The organism is Vibrio sp. KUL80 (assembly GCF_059725495.1).
The window spans coordinates 247572-263202 of record NZ_AP045842.1 but is presented as its reverse complement, the minus strand read 5'-3'; the positions used below and the strand labels follow the sequence as shown (position 1 = coordinate 263202).

General features: G+C 45.4%; 17 protein-coding genes. 3 read left to right on the top strand and 14 right to left on the bottom strand.

Annotated features, from left to right (window positions below; all coding sequences use genetic code 11):
- Nucleotides 1-39: 39 nt before the first annotated feature.
- The 14 genes from AC6I8U_RS17835 to pduA are packed head-to-tail and all read right to left on the bottom strand — an operon-like array spanning nt 40 to nt 11773.
- A complete protein-coding gene (locus tag AC6I8U_RS17835; protein WP_498019142.1) occupies nt 40-1152 on the bottom strand; it encodes a 1-propanol dehydrogenase PduQ in 1113 nt (370 codons plus the stop codon).
- A 19-nt stretch (nt 1153-1171) separates the two neighbouring features.
- Nucleotides 1172-2566, bottom strand: coding sequence for an aldehyde dehydrogenase family protein (locus AC6I8U_RS17830; RefSeq protein WP_498019141.1), 1395 nt, complete (start codon nt 2564-2566; stop codon nt 1172-1174).
- A gap of 13 nt (nt 2567-2579) precedes the next feature.
- Nucleotides 2580-3593, bottom strand: a complete 1014-nt coding sequence (locus tag AC6I8U_RS17825) for a cob(I)yrinic acid a,c-diamide adenosyltransferase (RefSeq protein WP_498019140.1) — start codon at nt 3591-3593, stop codon at nt 2580-2582.
- 9 nt (nt 3594-3602) lie between these two features.
- Entirely contained in the window at nt 3603-3884 is a 282-nt protein-coding gene (locus AC6I8U_RS17820) for a EutN/CcmL family microcompartment protein (RefSeq protein WP_498019139.1), read from the bottom strand.
- A 4-nt stretch (nt 3885-3888) separates the two neighbouring features.
- Nucleotides 3889-4395 (bottom strand): PduM family microcompartment protein, encoded by a 507-nt coding sequence (pduM, locus tag AC6I8U_RS17815; protein ID WP_498019138.1) that lies wholly within the window; start codon nt 4393-4395, stop codon nt 3889-3891.
- 15 nt (nt 4396-4410) lie between these two features.
- A complete protein-coding gene (locus AC6I8U_RS17810) occupies nt 4411-5040 on the bottom strand; it encodes a phosphate propanoyltransferase (RefSeq protein ID WP_498019587.1) in 630 nt (209 codons plus the stop codon).
- The gene (locus AC6I8U_RS17805) at nt 5040-5573 is read right to left on the bottom strand and encodes a BMC domain-containing protein (RefSeq protein ID WP_498019137.1); all 534 of its coding nucleotides are present in this window, start codon (nt 5571-5573) and stop codon (nt 5040-5042) included. Before AC6I8U_RS17805 ends, AC6I8U_RS17810 begins: the two co-directional genes overlap by 1 nt.
- A 21-nt stretch (nt 5574-5594) precedes the next feature.
- Nucleotides 5595-5945 carry a glycerol dehydratase reactivase beta/small subunit family protein gene (locus AC6I8U_RS17800; protein ID WP_498019136.1) on the bottom strand — a complete coding sequence of 117 codons (351 nt, stop codon included), beginning with the start codon at nt 5943-5945 and terminating at the stop codon, nt 5595-5597.
- Nucleotides 5942-7768 carry a diol dehydratase reactivase subunit alpha gene (locus AC6I8U_RS17795; RefSeq protein WP_498019135.1) on the bottom strand — a complete coding sequence of 609 codons (1827 nt, stop codon included), beginning with the start codon at nt 7766-7768 and terminating at the stop codon, nt 5942-5944. The genes AC6I8U_RS17800 and AC6I8U_RS17795 overlap by 4 nt, the downstream gene beginning before the upstream one ends.
- A 29-nt stretch (nt 7769-7797) precedes the next feature.
- Nucleotides 7798-8313, bottom strand: coding sequence for a propanediol dehydratase small subunit PduE (gene pduE, locus AC6I8U_RS17790; RefSeq protein ID WP_498019134.1), 516 nt, complete (start codon nt 8311-8313; stop codon nt 7798-7800).
- Between the two features lie 13 nt (nt 8314-8326).
- On the bottom strand, nt 8327-8986 hold the full coding sequence (locus AC6I8U_RS17785) for a propanediol/glycerol family dehydratase medium subunit (protein WP_498019133.1): 660 nt from the start codon (nt 8984-8986) through the stop codon (nt 8327-8329).
- Nucleotides 8987-8997: 11 nt separating this feature from the next.
- Entirely contained in the window at nt 8998-10662 is a 1665-nt protein-coding gene (gene pduC / locus AC6I8U_RS17780) for a propanediol dehydratase large subunit PduC (protein WP_394154272.1), read from the bottom strand.
- Between the two features lie 20 nt (nt 10663-10682).
- Complete coding sequence (gene pduB, locus AC6I8U_RS17775; RefSeq protein WP_394154274.1) at nt 10683-11492, bottom strand: propanediol utilization microcompartment protein PduB; 810 nt, start codon at nt 11490-11492, stop codon at nt 10683-10685.
- Nucleotides 11492-11773: a propanediol utilization microcompartment protein PduA gene (pduA, locus tag AC6I8U_RS17770; protein ID WP_498019132.1), complete on the bottom strand. Its 282-nt coding sequence runs from the start codon at nt 11771-11773 to the stop codon at nt 11492-11494. Before pduA ends, pduB begins: the two co-directional genes overlap by 1 nt.
- Nucleotides 11774-12350: 577 nt before the next feature.
- Between pduA and AC6I8U_RS17765 the strand changes: the two genes are divergently transcribed.
- The 3 genes from AC6I8U_RS17765 to fucO all read left to right on the top strand — a co-directional run bounded on the left by AC6I8U_RS17765 (nt 12351) and on the right by fucO (nt 15601).
- On the top strand, nt 12351-13139 hold the full coding sequence (locus AC6I8U_RS17765) for an MIP/aquaporin family protein (protein ID WP_498019131.1): 789 nt from the start codon (nt 12351-12353) through the stop codon (nt 13137-13139).
- A gap of 233 nt (nt 13140-13372) precedes the next feature.
- Nucleotides 13373-14254: a PocR ligand-binding domain-containing protein gene (locus tag AC6I8U_RS17760; RefSeq protein ID WP_498019586.1), complete on the top strand. Its 882-nt coding sequence runs from the start codon at nt 13373-13375 to the stop codon at nt 14252-14254.
- Nucleotides 14255-14452: 198 nt separating this feature from the next.
- Nucleotides 14453-15601: a lactaldehyde reductase gene (gene fucO, locus AC6I8U_RS17755; protein WP_498019130.1), complete on the top strand. Its 1149-nt coding sequence runs from the start codon at nt 14453-14455 to the stop codon at nt 15599-15601.
- Nucleotides 15602-15631: the final 30 nt, after the last annotated feature.

Below are 15631 nucleotides of genomic sequence, written 5' to 3'. Positions count from 1 at the left end.
CTTGGTTAACCGATTTGGCTGTTGTGCTTGCTTCACTGATCATAATGCTGCCTCTAAAATTCGTTTGATATCATTGTCATTTGTTGGAGCTGGGTTGGTTGCGATAGTGCTGTCATTATGTGTAGCGGCTATAATTTCAGACAGCTTCTGACTTAAAGCCGATTCAGAGATGCCATGTCGGCGAAGTGACATGTTAATCTTCAGATTTCTTGCAAGCTGATTGATGTGCAATATGAGTTGGTTTGTGGCCGTTATATCGTTGGTCGATTTGGAAGCAATCAAACAATGCTTGGCAAGTTTTGCGTATCGTTTGCGTGTTTTTGTATCTTTTGCGTTGTGTCGAATAACATGAGGCAAGAGGATCGCATTAGAAAGCCCATGTGGTAGCTTGAACTGACCGCCGAGTTGATGTGCGATAGCGTGATTGAGTCCAAGTCCCGCTTGGCTAAACGCCATTCCAGCCATGCTAGATGCATTGTGCATTTTGGTTCTACGCACTATGCATTCGCTATTTTTGAAAGCTCCCTCAAGATACTGAAATACATTCCACACCGCTTTTTCTGCCAATGCGTCGGAGAACTCATTCGATTCTAACGATACATATGCTTCAATCGCGTGCGTTAGTACATCCATACCGGTATTTGCGGTGATATGTGGTGGGACGGTGAGTACCAGTTCAGGGTCCAAAATTGCGATATCAGGAAAAATGTCAGGATGAAAAATGGGATACTTGATCCCCCTTTCCTTATCACTAATAACAGTCGCTGATGTGACTTCCGACCCTGTACCGCTCGTTGTTGGAATTGCGATGCAGCAATCTAAGTTTAGAGATTCATTCCGTTCTATAATAAACCTTATCGCCTTTGCTGCGTCGATAGCCGAACCACCACCAAAGCCGATGATAATATTTGGCTTTGCTGCCCATAGGGATTCGATGCCTTTCGCAATGACAGTGATATCAGGATCGGAAGTGATGTTCGAGTAAACACTGACCTCATTGTTAGAGAGCAGTCCTTTCAGCTTCTCGAACATAGTGCTAGACGCTAGAAATTCGTCACAAACGATCCAGACCTTTCGGTTCTTGAAGCGAGACAAATACTCTAAGCTACCAACACCACTGTACACTCGAGTTCGAACAGAGAACTTTTTCATGATCCCGATATCCCTTTACTTAACGAATTGAGAAGCCGTTTTGCAACACGCAGCGTCTTGAACGCGCAAACGATCTTGCAGAAGTAGTACCTTCTCCCGTAGGAGTAGCAATGGTGAACGTGGTGAAACTCTCGGCACCAACACCAATGCCGGCGAAGGAGGGGCCGTTTTTTACAAAAATCGAGGTTTGAACGCGCTGTGCTACTTTGTTTAAGCGAGACACATTTTGAGAATGCATAATTGCCGTATGATGCAGGCCCCCCTCAACTCTGAGCGCATACTTCAAGGCCGTGTCAAAATCTGCTGCTCTGACAATTGGTAGTACTGGCATTAACTGTTCTTCAAGAACAAACACGTCTTCAAGTTCCGTCTCCAAAATTAGGAGTTTGGGATCGTTATCCGGGCAATCTAACCCTGCTGCGGAAAGAATGGCATTTGGACTACGACCCACGAGGTTTTTATTTACTGTCTCTCCATCAAAGCAGGCGTCTCTTAGCTTTTTGATCTGGGATGGGCATGAGATAAGGTGCGCGCCAAATACTTGCATTTGCTGAACAAGTTGGTCTGCTACATGGTCCACAACAACCACGGCTTTTTCTGCGATGCACGGAATGTTATTGTCAAGAGACGCACCAGCAACAATGCTCTTTGCTGCGTGGACAATTTCAGCCGTTTCGTCGACAAGGCAAGGAGGGTTGCCTGCGCCAGCACCAATGACTTTCTTGCCGGTTTTCATCGCAGCCGTCACGATACCAGGGCCGCCAGTAACAGCGAGTAGGGCGATATCAGGGTGAACCATCATTTCTTGTGTTGCCTTGAAACTTGGTTCTTTCACTGAAACGATAAGGTTTCGAATACCGCTAGCTTTGAAGGCGATTTCTTCTAACTTTTCGATCAGCCACACGGATAGCGCCTTTGCACCAGGGTGTGGAGAGAAGTAGACAGCATTGCCTGCAGCCAACATGCTAATAGCATTGTTGATCAAGGTTTCGGTTGGGTTAGTACTTGGCGTGATCGAGCCGATGACGCCGTAAGGGGAATACTCATAAAGCACCATACCGTCATCACCGGTTAATGCTGAGGTGGTGAGGTCTTCTACACCGGGGGTATTAAATAAAGCCGCCTCGTTTTTGAGAAGTTTGTCTTCTACCTTTCCCATACTTGTCTCGGCGACTGCGTCAGCGGCGAGTTTGGGTATTAGTGGTTTAACTTCTTTTCGAATGTTGTCAATAATCGCACGTCGCGTTTTTAGTGGTGCAACGACATACTGATCAAAGGCTACTTTTGCAGCAGCAACCGCTTGGTTGACATCATCAAAAATAGCAACTTGTTCGCTACCTGCGCTGCTTGTAACTTGTGCTAGCTTCTCGGATAGGATGTTGCGTACAATATCCTCGAGTTCATGAGTATTCATTGTTCTTTTTCCTTCAAATAATGCTTTCAATAGACGCTAAGGCAATGTTGATATCCTGTTCGACACTTCCTCCACTTATCCCAACAGCGCCAACAATTCGATTGTTCTTATAAATAGGTACACCGCCACCGAATGTGACGATCTTTCCATCGCAATGAGTATCCAGCTGATAGAGATCAGCGCCGGGTTGAACAAGAGCAGAGAGCTTCTCGGTTGCACATTTCAGGGCGACAGCCGTGTAAGCTTTCTTTGGAGCAAGGTCAGTGCTAACGAGCAGGGCATTAGGCATTCGATAGGTGGTAATTAGATGCCCATGTTCATCAACAATAGAGATGACAATAGGGATGTTGTGTTGCTCAGCAGACTGCAGAGCTTGTTGTAAAATTCGGTGAACTTCTAAAAAGCTAAGCTCACGACAAGAAGAATCCATAGGTGATTGCTCCTGATAGTCATGGGTTTGTGTCGCTGATTGGTAAAGGTTCACGATGTCGTCAACCATCGATTTTTTAAGGCTTAACTCATCCTCGTATCTGGCTAGCGCATATAGAAAGTCAGACATACGATTGATGTATTTGAGTAAGGTACTGCGAACCTTTGCGTGTGTTGTTAGCTCAATAAGACGGCGCTCTGCACGTCGAGCGACTGTTCTCGCCACGTGGAGTCGACTTCCTACTTCGCTACTACCTGGTAGGACAAAGTTGCTAAATGGAGGAAGTGCCTCCATACAACGATCGATATGGTCTTCAAGATCGTGTACGTCTTGGTTTTCTATGACGCGTTGATTCTCGCGTAAAGCTGTCTCTGAGCTGGTGGCGATCTCTGCCCCGAGGTAGAACAGCTGATGCTGTACAGCGATGAGGGCCCTTCGATTATCCTCATTGAGGATCAGCTTAGCAGCTAGGCTGACGTGAGAGTTAAGTTCATCTATGGTTCCATAAGCTTCGACACGAGTATCAAACTTACTCACACGCTCACCACCAATGAGTGAGGTAGCGCCGGCGTCTCCAGTTTTGGTATAAATACCCATTGTCACCTCCTACTGATGGAAATTAAACGAATCAACTATACCAACGATGGCGAGGTCGATAGCTTCTCCTGCGCCTTCCTGAGCTAATCGTGCGGCACTGCCTCTGGTGACAAAAACAAGGTCACCTTCACCTGCCCCTACACAGTCTGCAGCGACTTCGTCACACCATTCAGGGTCCAAATACTCGGTGTCGTGGCTGTTTACGCGTCGAACAATCAGCAGCTTTTTTCCAATCAGAGACGGTGACTTTTGAGTAGAGACGACGGTGCCTATAACTTTTGCTAATTGCATGCTTTTACCTCACCTTAATAAGGTTGATATTTCGGCCTTCCATAAACTCTTTGGCGAGGGGCGTAACGATCGTACTTGCCTCTACCACGAACCATTGGCATTCGAGCGTAAGTAGATCGTGGGTGCTGATGATAGGGCGATGATGTAAATGGACTTTATTTCCGAAGTGATCCGCAATCCGAACCGGCAAACCAGTCAGCCCAGAGATGGGTAACGCAGAAAGTAGACTGTCATGAACATTTAGCTGTATAGCAACACCAAACGAAAGAGCTTCCTGTATGGCGCTAACGGCCTTAGTCAATGAACTACCAGGAACTGGTTGTATTAAGCTAGTGACCAGTTCAAGAGGTGGTTGCTGAACAACCACCAATCCATGACGTAAATACACAGAGGGATCAATACCAAGTGATAAACGACTAGCGTCAATTTTATATACCGACGTGGCCCTGTGTTTAAGGATTTCTACCACTTGGTTAACGATGAGCTCAATGACACTATCAGAATGATTCATGACGGCTTACCTCGGCTAATCCTTGATAATGATTGCAAATGCGTCACGATTTGCTATATCGACGGCATTGGCCTCATCAGTGTCAATGTGCATCTCCAAACGTTGTTTGGGGTCAACACGTATCGCGACATCATCAAAGATCGTCTTTCTCATTGAGCCTTCAATAGAAACCCTAACGGTATCACCGTCTTTGAGGCCATAAACTAAACTGTCGATCGTAGACATATGAATATGTCTTAGTGCAACGATGGCGCCACATTCCAATGTGATCTCACCAAAATCACTAATAAGTTTTACTCCAGGCGTGCCTTCTAAATGGCCAGATACGCGAAGAGGTGCTTTAACCCCGATAGAGCGAGCATCAGTAGCAGAAAGTTCAACTTGCGTCTGCTGACGAAGTGGACCTAGTACTCTTACCTTTTGAATACTTCCTTTTGGTCCAACAACCGTTAGTGTTTCTTCTGCAGCGAAGTGACCTGGTTGACGCAATGCTTTGAATGGCGTTAGGTCTTTGCCGGGAAATAGGGCACGGAAATCTTCCAATGATAGGTGGATGTGCCGATTCGAAATACCGACCGGAATTGGTGATTGTCTGATCTTATCTAACGCATTGTCGACTGCATTTCTGACTTCTTGCTCAATGATCATGACTCACTACCTCCGTGAATACAGTCGACACGTGGGTCTCCTTTTTTACGTGGGCAGGCTGGGTCTTGGCAAATGTTGCAGCTTGCCTCTAATCCCTCTTCCACAGTTTTTGTCGGTTGTTCCTGTGTTTCAGTGTTTTCCGATTTAGGTGTACTTTCTTCTAATGTTGGCTCATCGATGACAGGTTGTTCAACGTCTTGTCTATTGTGTTCAGTCGCATCGTCTTGTGGTACTGATTGTCTACACGCTTTGCTTGCAATGCTCAATGCCTGTTTAATTAGTTGATTGTCTGGGTTGGATAGGACAGTCTTAGAGATCAGTCCTCCAAAGCTCTGCGCGAGGCTTGAGCCTGAATGAACCGCAGCTTGCACTCCCGCAACATCGCCAGTGACCTTGATTAACATCCAACCAGACCCATTAGTGTTCTCAATATCAACGACTTCTATTGCTGCGCACTTGGCCATGTTGTCTGCAACCATTATCGCCAGTGCTAATCCTTTTACTTCAATTAACCCGAGGGAAACCTTCACTGCTATCTCCTTAACCAAAAACTACTTAAATGGGAGGCCTTTAACTAACCGAGCCGCATTGTGCCCAAGAACTTTTAACTCTTTGTAACTCGTTGTTTCTGAATTGGTAATGCGAAACAAAGGATGGTTCTGATCCAGATTTTTCTGTTGCAGTACAACAGTCGTCTCATCACACGCGATACCAACACCAAGAGCAGAAAGCCGCGCTGCCTCCGAGGCATTGGCATTAAGCTCATAACTTGCCCTACGAGACGTCTTAACCGGGATACCTTCTTCTTCGATACCATGGAGGACCGGTAACCATCTATTGAGCAGGGTTGCTGTTGTGTACCATAGGTAGATACAAGGGCTATTCTCACTTGCATTGATCAATGGTGTTCTCCTTTTGGCTGAGAGAGAATCAATCCAGTTGCGACCGCATTTCGTGGGCCTTCAACTGAACGGACATTGCCTTGACCTGCAACTAAGTTGTAATGCGCTAGGGCGTCTGTAACGAGCTGAGGGATCTCAAAATCCAGTGAAGAACCACCAACTAACACTACAAAAGGAATATCTCGAATGTTACCGGTGGGGCTAACGCTACGCAGTGCTCGCAGGGAGTTGGTCACAAACACTCTTGATTTGGCAGAGCGGCGGATGTTTCGCACTTTTTCCAGCGTGAGGTCTGCGTCTAGTGGGATGAAGCTTTTCTCCTTGACGACAACCACTCTAGCGAAAATATCCGAGGGTAGTGGGGCATCGAAAAACTGCACCGTGCCGTTCTCATGGCGGATATGGAATAGGCTTTCCACTTTAGCCAGTGGATAGCGTTTAATATCTTCGGCGACGTAATGATCCTCAAGGCCCAGTTCTGACGCAATGATCATGGTGACCATGTGGCCAGCCCCTGCCAAATGAATCGCTGTAATGTCATTATGTTGACTAATAATGGAAGCATCCGTTGACCCTGCGCCGAGGTCTAAAATAGCCATCGGCTTGTCAGTGCCAGGCGTGGTTAGCGCTCCTAAAATGGCCGCTTCTGCTTCCGCGCCTCCAATTTGAACGTTAACGCCCAAAGTGTGTTTAACTTCTTCAGCGATGCGTGCCATTTGAAGGTGGTCAGACTTAACCATAGAGGCAATACCAACAGCATGTTCTAGAGCGAACTCGCCAGCAAGACCACCTTTTACGTTGACTGGCACTAGGGTATCTACTGCCAGGAGATCTTGAATGTAAATCTCATCACAGGGTTTGTTCGTCAAGCCCGCCATGGTTTGGCGCACGTTTTCAAGCATTCCACCAATGTTTGTGGCCGTTTCACCATATGCGTTGTCAAGACCATCCAGTGCACTGACTGCATCCATAATGGCTTCACTTCCTCGAGTAATGTCGATCTCTGTATGGCGTCCTTTACTATCGAGGATCAATTTGCCGGCAGGAATTACACGAGCTTTTACGTCTCCCTCTGGCGTCTTTACCACTACTGCGGAACGATTCCCGATTAACGCTCTTGCAATTGGGACAATGTTTTTGGTCTCATCCGAAGACAAATCAAACAGTGTGGCAATGCCATAGGGATTTGAAAGCGTGCTGATGACTTGGCCTTGCGTTGCTACCTCAATAGCCGCCAACATGCCGACAGGCACCTTGTCGATGAATGCTACTTCGTCAATGATTGGAATTGGTGTTTCTAAACGGTTGTTAACAAGCACTCCATCATCAGCTTGAAGAATTGCGCCTGTAATACAATAGCCCGCACGTGTACTTGCGTTAATCACCGCGGCTATATCGTCGAAGTCAAAATCTCTGGGTACGACAACGATATAGTCTCGACTCTTATCGACATGGAGTAAATCTCCAACGTGAATGGTAGTGCCCACACCAGTGCCTAGGCCGCCTGGTGTTTTAGGGTTGTGGCCAATCATCGTTGATTCAGTAATGATCGTTTCCGTGATCATTTCCATTGCAACATCACCGATAACTGGTGTTGCTTCATTAATACGGATAAGACCAAGCTCATGCAGTTCGATTCCGGCTTTTTGAGAGAGTAGATTTAGAGCCTTGTAAATACCAACAAGGTTTTGCTTCGTTCCCTTTATACCCGTTGTATCTGTGATAGCACTGGTAATAAATTCAGTCGTACCGTTAGCGAGTTGTTTTGCTAGCGCCACTTCTGTAGATGAATTACCAATGTCGACACCTACTACATACGTCATAGTCTTATCCATATCTATTGTTAAGCGGATTAATTATCGCCTTTGAGTTTTTTGCGTTGTTCGTATAGCTCAGCTGCTTCTCGAACATAGTTGGCACAGATAGAGGCTTGATACTTACTATCAAGCTCATCACCAATAGCGAGAAGTTCTTGTTTTGAGGAGCGATATGGACGAAGGGCGTTGTAGATTTCAAGAACACGATCATCCGGCACTGCTGTAAGCTCTGCTGCGCGCTCAAAGTTAACCGCAAGTAACTCTCGACCAGCGTCACGAGCTATCTGAGCTTGAATGCGCAGAATCTCAGGTGTTATGCGCATATCCTGGTCGGTAACTGTGCCATTCAGAACATTGTCTAGAGTTATGTCTTCCGCTGTTTTTCCCGTGGGGGTTTTAACCCATTCAGGGTGTTTTGAAGCCAGCGGATAATCGTCAACGGTAACAGATGACGAGCTTGACGAGGCCGATGAAGGGCTTGGCGCCGATTCTTGGTTGGTCATTTTCTCTAATACGTCACGAACCATGGACTCAATAGATTGTGAATTCATCTCTATTTCCTTATTAACTGGTCACTGCGAGTTCAACTGCGTTTTTGCCAACAACGACATGTTTGGTTTCTTTAATGTGCAAGACCGCCGACTTTGCTTGATACTTCGGTCTAGCCATTTGATCATTCATCGTTGGCACTGGTTGTGGTGTTTCACCTTTTGCATATTTCGCAGCGTTCTTACCAATCTGGCGGTATGTTTCTAGCGTCAACAGAGGCGCCTGTGGGAACAACTCAAGATTGGAAAGCGGTGGGAGCCCTTTTTGGTGGATAACGGTTGTTCCTTTAGATTGGATACCGATACAAATGCCGGAACCACACAAATGCTCCCCTTCAACAGCCACAAAAGCGACATCTGAGGACTTGAAGCAGCGAACCACTCGTGCAGACAACCCTTCCTCTTCGATACCCGCTTTCATTTCTCGAATGATCTGTTGATGAGGAACGCCAACAATAGTCTCAGTCTGAGATAGACCAAATGCCGGTCCTACCGCGATCACTACTTCATCGCGCTTGGTACTGACTTTTGCTTCACCAATTTCTTGCAAGAAACCTGTGCTTGAGCCGACTGTAGACGTCTTTTCAAACGTAACAGCTTGAGACTGCTGTTGAACCTGCATGTTACTGACAACTTCTTCAATGATGTTTCTCAGTAGCTTTTCATTAATTTCCATTTGCGGCCTCCTTAGCTCAACTCGTTAGGGTCAAGGGCATTTGGGATATCTTTGATTTGCTCCCAGCGCTCGCCTTCGAGTCGATAACCAGTAGCAGGGCCCGCGTAATCATTTAATTGATTCACCGCAGAAATTACCTCGTTGTCACCAACAATGATCGCAGAGGTATGAAGGTAGTCACCGGAGATTTTGGCTTTTTGAATATCGAGCATATCCTTAGCAACATCGCGGAAACCGCCATCAACAAGTGCTTTAACTACTTCCAAACCAGTACGGTTTTGATCGATGATTTCTTGTGCGGCTTTGATGTCTTCAACCATGTTTCGCTCAGGCATATCTTTAGAGCCATGTGCGTACGTAGCAGCAGTGACTTCTTCATCCGTGATTTCTGGAAGCCCCATTCCTTTGAAAATGGCTTGCATTGCTCGGGCTGCTTTGTTTCGAACAGCGACAACATCTTCTTCCCTTACAGGGTTAAGGCCTCCGTCTACACGCAAGTCGCGTTGCAGAACGGTATAGTCGTCGAAGTCTTCTGCATCTTCATTGGAGCCTGCAAACATGTTGTCGTAGTTTGGTGTAGCGGAGTAACCCGACGAAATGAAGTCTGTGCCTGGTAGGAACTGCATAAGCATACGAGCAGTGCGTCGCATATCTGAGTGAGTAAATGTTTGGTCATTACTCGACGCGCACTCAAGGTCGAGTGACGAGCAAATAAGGTTTTCTGCAAGAACCGCACGAATACCGGAAGGTACGGCTGATGGCACCCCAATACAACTTACCGAACCGTTTTGAAGTCCCTGTACGCCGGCTGCTTTAGTAATGTAAATACAGCGAGCCTCTAGATACAACATCGACTTACCTTCGGCATAGCCCATTTGTACTTCCGAGCCACTACCTGATGTGAAACGCATCTTAAGGCCACGTGACGCATAAGAGGAAGCTAAGAAGCCTTTCGACCAAGGTGTGTCGTCCCCGTCAGTAAATACTGGCTCTGTACCATATACAGATATGGTCTCTGCATAACAGGTGTGACCCAGCATACCTAGCTTGAGTTCGGTGGCTTCTTCAAGAGCACATTGTGTTAGAACACCAGGTCTACCGACTTGTGAACCTACCAATAGAGCAATCGCGTTGAATGGAGCATAACGAGCAACAGCAACTGTTGTTTCTTGCTCGTCAAAACCACGGAAAGCCCCTTCGGCTGCATCTGCAGCAATTTGGACAGGGTTGTCCTTGATGTTAGTCACGTGAGCTTGCTGCGATGGTGACTTTCTCGCACGCATTTTCTGCATGGACATCATCATTTCGACCACATTCATTTGCGACATGACGTCGACAATTTTGGCTGGGGTCATCGCGGTAGTAAGCGGAACAATTTCACTGCGTGAAACGTTAGGATCACACAACATATTGGCTAGCTTGACTGAATCCATCGCCATAACTTTCTCAGCATTAGCGAGATTTATGCCGTAGCGAGCAATGAAATGATCGATTAAATCAAACTCAGATTTTGGCTTACTATCGAGTTCTACGACTTCACCATTGACGATTTTAATAGAGGGCTTAGGATCATTCGGGCTTTCCATTGCGATGAAGCCTTCCTCTACCCACTCTTTAACGAAACCATCCTGGTTTACAGGGCGTTTCGCCAGTGCTTCGAATCTTTTAGATCTCATGTTCAAACCTCGACATGTGTTTAAATATAAGAAGGACGAGTGTTAGCTGGCTCATCACCCATAGCCGCAAGTAGCTTCTTGCCCACTTCACGAGCTGAGATAACCGCTTGGCGAACCGCACCTGAATCACCTGAAATGACCAAGATCGCTTCGTTACTAAAGCTAGTTCCGTTGGCTGGAGTACTGTATGCGATAGTCTCAACATTCGCAGATTTGACGGCAGTATCCGCCATGAGTACACCAACTGCTGCAGGAGCACCAACAATGACGCCACACGCTTTACCCAATGGTGTACCAAACGCTTTTTCTAAGGCGTAACTTGCACGTGCACTGTATTGAAGCTCGATGTGACCAGCATCGTTGGCATAGACGTCACCAAAGGTTCGGTCTAATTCTTTTAGTGCGACTTCGACTGCACGACGTACATCAGAAACGTCATCGCCACCAAATACAATCAATGAACCGTGCCCTGCACCACCTTTAGTGTCGCGGGGTAGTTCAATTGAGATAACTTCCGTGTTAGTACTTTTGACAGCTTCATCAGCTGCCATAATGTGTGGCCCTGCTCCAGTACGTGCTCCGAGAATACCGATTGAGCGGTACTTCTTTTCAAGCTTCATCGCCTCTAGCACTTCGTTATCTACGTTTGCGATAACCAAACCGATAGTGTCGCCAATGGCTGTGCCAACGAACTCTGTCAATCCACAAGTTTTCTCGACCATTGTATTGCCTCTTGTTGTTGTCCCTTGTGAGGACTCATCTGTACCCTGATGATCCATTACTTTTGTCATGACTTGAGCCATGACTTGGTCAACTAGGTTGTCATCCATTACTCAATTCCTTTGGGAAGAATTTTCTCCACGTCGGTGTGTGGGCGAGGGATCACGTGAGTTGCGACGATATCACCTACGTTTGCTGCTGCAGATGCACCCGCGTCAGTGGCGGCTTTTACGGCACCAACGTCACCACGAACGATGACAGTAACTAAGCCAGAGCCAATTTTTTCGTAACCCACCAGATTTACGTTTGCGGACTTAACCATAGTGTCAGCGGCTTCAATCGCGGCGGTTAGACCTTTTGTTTCAACCATACCTAGAGCTTCTTGTTGCATAACTACCTCAACTTTCAAAGAATAATTAAATAGTGCGTCATTTTTCAGCAACCTATTATCATTAAAACTAAATGGAAAAAATTGGCATGTTTGTGCGGGTGATGTGCAAAAATTTATCATCACGATGGTAAAAAATTGTTCATTGACACGTTAGAGCTTGAAAATATGGGCTTTGCTCAGGAGCGCGATATAATAAATAATTGTGATCAGACATTTTTTAAAACGTGCAGTAAATCAAATAATTTGAATATTTGTGACCGGATGGAAATTTCTACTATTTATTAATGTCACAATTTTACTACTAATTCTCAGAGCCTTAAGTGGTTGTAAGGCATTGGTATTAATAATTATAGTTGGTTTTAGTTTGATGCTAAGCATGATATTTTTATATGATAGAGCGTTTTTTAATCATAGGTAACCGTGGTGTTAAGCAATATACTACCATTGAGAATTAAAATTATAGTCTAATGTTTTATTGATTTTCTTTAGGGTTGAACAAGGCGAGGTTTGTTGTATGTATAGACAAAACGTTTTAGTTCAGTGTGCGTATTTATTTAGTAACACGGTAGGTAGAAATATGACTAAGAGCTTAAAATCTCAGTGTGTAGCTGAGTTCTTCGCAACAGGGCTATTTTTGTTTTTTGGTGCGAGTTGTTTAGCATCCGCGATTCTCGCCGGTGCAGCATTTGGTTTGTGGGAAATCTGCATTGTATGGGGCTTGGCAATTGCCCTTGCCGTGTACTTGGCAGCGGGAATATCAGGAGCTCATTTAAACCCTGCGGTAACAATAGGGCTATGGTTGTTCGCAAACTTTGAAGGTAAAAGAGTAGCACCTTATATTGTCGCTCAAACCGCCGGTGCTTTTTTTGGTGTAACCATTGCGTATCTAATTTTCTCCGATCTTTTCGTCGCCTATGAGCTAACCAACAATATCACTAGAGGTAGCGAAGAAAGCCTCGCTTTAGCGGGTATTTTTACCACTTTCCCAAACCCTGAAATTACTGTGTTTAAGGCAGCGTTCGTTGAGGTGGTTATTACTGCGACGTTGATGGGGCTGATTCTTGCGTTAACCGATGATGGCAATGGTGTTCCAAAAGGTCCATTAGCGCCACTATTGATCGGTATTCTGGTTGCTGTTATTGGTGCTGCAACCGCACCGTTGACTGGCTTTGCGATGAACCCTGCTCGTGATTTCGGCCCTAGGGTGTTTACGTTTATAGCGGGCTGGGGAGAGAACACATTCACAGGTGCGAGAGACATCCCGTACTTCATTGTGCCAATCATCGCACCGGTCGTTGGGGCAATCATTGGTGGAGCAGGTTACCGATTCTTCATTACGAAAGGCTTAGAGCTTCAAGAGCAGTAGATTTAGCTAACTGGGTGGTTTTTATACGAGATAGCTTAACAGAGTGAGACCTAGACGATGTTTCTGACGTCTTAAAATACAATCAAAACGCTGGTTCAATTACATTGGGATATGTATCACTGAATTGTAGTTGGATACTGTGTAGTGTGTTTTTTAACCAGTTTAAGCGTAATGAGTAAGGTGACAGAGTGAACACGGATCTAGTTTTTGAGTCGAAGGGTATCACTAAAGTCATGCAGGACTTTGCTTATGCTACGGGTTTGGCCGTTGTTCTGGTGAATCTAGAGGGAAAAGAAGTATCTGACAGCATTAACTTTAGTAAGTTTTGTATAAAGATCCGCAAGAATCGATCATTGAATGAGAAGTGCAGAGCAAGTGATCGGTGCGGCGGGTTGGAGGCGACAAAGGTTAACCGGCCCTGCATATACAAGTGTCATGCAGGGTTGACGGACTTTTCAATTCCCATTGAGATAGGAGGTAGTCTTGTTGGTTTTGCGCTATGCGGCCAGGTAAAACTTGATGACCCAGTCAATCTGGATGATGTGCAAGAAATTGATAATAGTTGGATGAAAGATCCTGAACTCGTTGAATACTATGACCAAATACCGCAAATTGATTACAAGCGGCTGTTTGCTTCCGCCGACTTACTAAAGACACTGATTGATGATTCGGTCAAGAGTAAGTTGGATGTGATGGTCATCAATGATAAAAGTGATATTAAGTCGTTGTTTGCAAGCGATAGCCAAATTAAGTCAAGTCATACTCGTATACACAAAGCAATACGATATATTGAACGGCATTATTTCGAAGACTTAAAGTTGGAAGATGTTGCAGAGTATGTCTATTTGAGTCCACATTATTTTAGTAAGTTGTTTAAGAAAGAGGTAGGGGTTGGATTCAACCATTATCTTAATAGTCAACGTTTAATAGGTGCTAAGAAAATGTTGCAATATAGTGATTGGCCTGTTTCGCGCATCGCTAGTAATTTAGGTTACTCCTGTTCAAGTTATTTTTGTAAAGTATTTAAGAATGCACATGGAATGACGCCACAAGAGTTCCGAGATGAAAATATGATGACGCAGAAGGAAGACCTATTAGAGAATGCAATGATCTAACTTCCATCGACACTTAAAGACAAAGCCAGGCTCCGTAAAAGACCTGGCTTTTTGTTTATTTATTATACTGTAATACTAATAAATTGGCACATCGCTGTAATTATTTGTCGTCTTGTCTTGTTTCGTTGTTAAGACACATTATGAACGCCTTTGTATGGTTACAATGTCTACAGTTATCTTATGTAGAGGAATGCTGTTATGGCTTTTGCACTAAATGTACCAAAGTTGAGTTTTACTGGTGAAGGAGCAGTTGAAGAATCTGTTGCTATTCTGGCTCAGAAGAATCTCAACAAGGCTTTGGTCGTTACTGACAAAAATTTGGTTGATCTTGGAATTTTAGATTCGCTGTTTGCTGCACTAAAAGACGCAGATTTTGAGTACGTTGTTTTTAGTGAAGTGACTCCGAATCCCACGGCTAGCTTGGTTAGAAAGGGCGCGGCATTTTACCAAGAATCGGGTTGTGACTGTTTCATTGCAGTCGGTGGCGGTAGTCCAGTAGATTGCGCTAAAGCTATTCGCATTGTGACGTCAAACGAAGGTGATATCTGTGACTTTAATGGCGTCGGCCTTGTTAAAAATGAGGGTGCGTTCTTTGTCGCGATCAATACAACGGCTGGTACTTCTGCCGAAATGACTTCTAACTCGGTCATTACCGATGAAGATAATGCTGTAAAAATGGTTATCGTTGACGCGAAGCAAATTCCAGATGTTGCGGTTAACGATCCAACGCTAATGGTTGGGTTGCCTAAATCAGTAACGGCAGCGACCGGTATGGATGCGCTGACCCATGCTATCGAGTCTTATGTGACGCCAGGCGCTCATACATTAACTAAACCAACAGCGCTAGAAGCGATCCGTTTGATTGCCAAATGGCTTCCTGTTGCGGTTGAAGATGGCTCAAACCTTGAAGCGCGTGAGCAGATGGCCTGTGCTCAATTCCTTGCAGGGATGTCTTTCAATAGTGCAGGTTTAGGTCTCGTACACGCGATGGCGCACCAACCAGGCGCAACTCATGATCTACCACACGGTGTGTGTAATGCGATTCTATTGCCAGTCGTTTGTCAGTTCAACGCAGAGACAAATCCAGAACCTTTCCGCGCGGTAGCGGAAGCGATGGGTGGTATCACGTTTGACTTGAACGATGTTCAAGCTGCCACGCTTGCAGTCGATCTAATCAACAAGCTTTCTAAGGAAGTCGGTATCCCTTCAGGCTTTGGTGAGTTGAATATTGCTGAAACGGATCTGAGCGGTTGGATTGATAAAGCGATGGCTGATGTCTGTTTAGGTGGTAACCCAAGACAGCCTAGCCCTGAAGAGGTATTGGCTCTGTATAAACAAGCCATGTAATGCGCCGCTAATGTATTGACTGTGGCAAGA

What these genes read in the sequence shown, in the direction of transcription:
- AC6I8U_RS17835 (WP_498019142.1), bottom strand. Translation starts at nt 1,152, where the DNA reads ATGAAAAAGTTCTCTGTTCGAACTCGAGTGTACAGTGGTGTTGGTAGC.
- AC6I8U_RS17830 (WP_498019141.1), bottom strand. Translation starts at nt 2,566, where the DNA reads ATGAATACTCATGAACTCGAGGATATTGTACGCAACATCCTATCCGAG.
- AC6I8U_RS17825 (WP_498019140.1), bottom strand. Translation starts at nt 3,593, where the DNA reads ATGGGTATTTATACCAAAACTGGAGACGCCGGCGCTACCTCACTCATT.
- AC6I8U_RS17820 (WP_498019139.1), bottom strand. Translation starts at nt 3,884, where the DNA reads ATGCAATTAGCAAAAGTTATAGGCACCGTCGTCTCTACTCAAAAGTCA.
- pduM (WP_498019138.1), bottom strand. Translation starts at nt 4,395, where the DNA reads ATGAATCATTCTGATAGTGTCATTGAGCTCATCGTTAACCAAGTGGTA.
- AC6I8U_RS17795 (WP_498019135.1), bottom strand. Translation starts at nt 7,768, where the DNA reads ATGACGTATGTAGTAGGTGTCGACATTGGTAATTCATCTACAGAAGTG.
- pduE (WP_498019134.1), bottom strand. Translation starts at nt 8,313, where the DNA reads ATGAATTCACAATCTATTGAGTCCATGGTTCGTGACGTATTAGAGAAA.
- AC6I8U_RS17785 (WP_498019133.1), bottom strand. Translation starts at nt 8,986, where the DNA reads ATGGAAATTAATGAAAAGCTACTGAGAAACATCATTGAAGAAGTTGTC.
- pduC (WP_394154272.1), bottom strand. Translation starts at nt 10,662, where the DNA reads ATGAGATCTAAAAGATTCGAAGCACTGGCGAAACGCCCTGTAAACCAG.
- pduB (WP_394154274.1), bottom strand. Translation starts at nt 11,492, where the DNA reads ATGGATGACAACCTAGTTGACCAAGTCATGGCTCAAGTCATGACAAAA.
- pduA (WP_498019132.1), bottom strand. Translation starts at nt 11,773, where the DNA reads ATGCAACAAGAAGCTCTAGGTATGGTTGAAACAAAAGGTCTAACCGCC.
- AC6I8U_RS17765 (WP_498019131.1), top strand. Translation starts at nt 12,351, where the DNA reads ATGACTAAGAGCTTAAAATCTCAGTGTGTAGCTGAGTTCTTCGCAACA.
- AC6I8U_RS17760 (WP_498019586.1), top strand. Translation starts at nt 13,373, where the DNA reads ATGCAGGACTTTGCTTATGCTACGGGTTTGGCCGTTGTTCTGGTGAAT.
- fucO (WP_498019130.1), top strand. Translation starts at nt 14,453, where the DNA reads ATGGCTTTTGCACTAAATGTACCAAAGTTGAGTTTTACTGGTGAAGGA.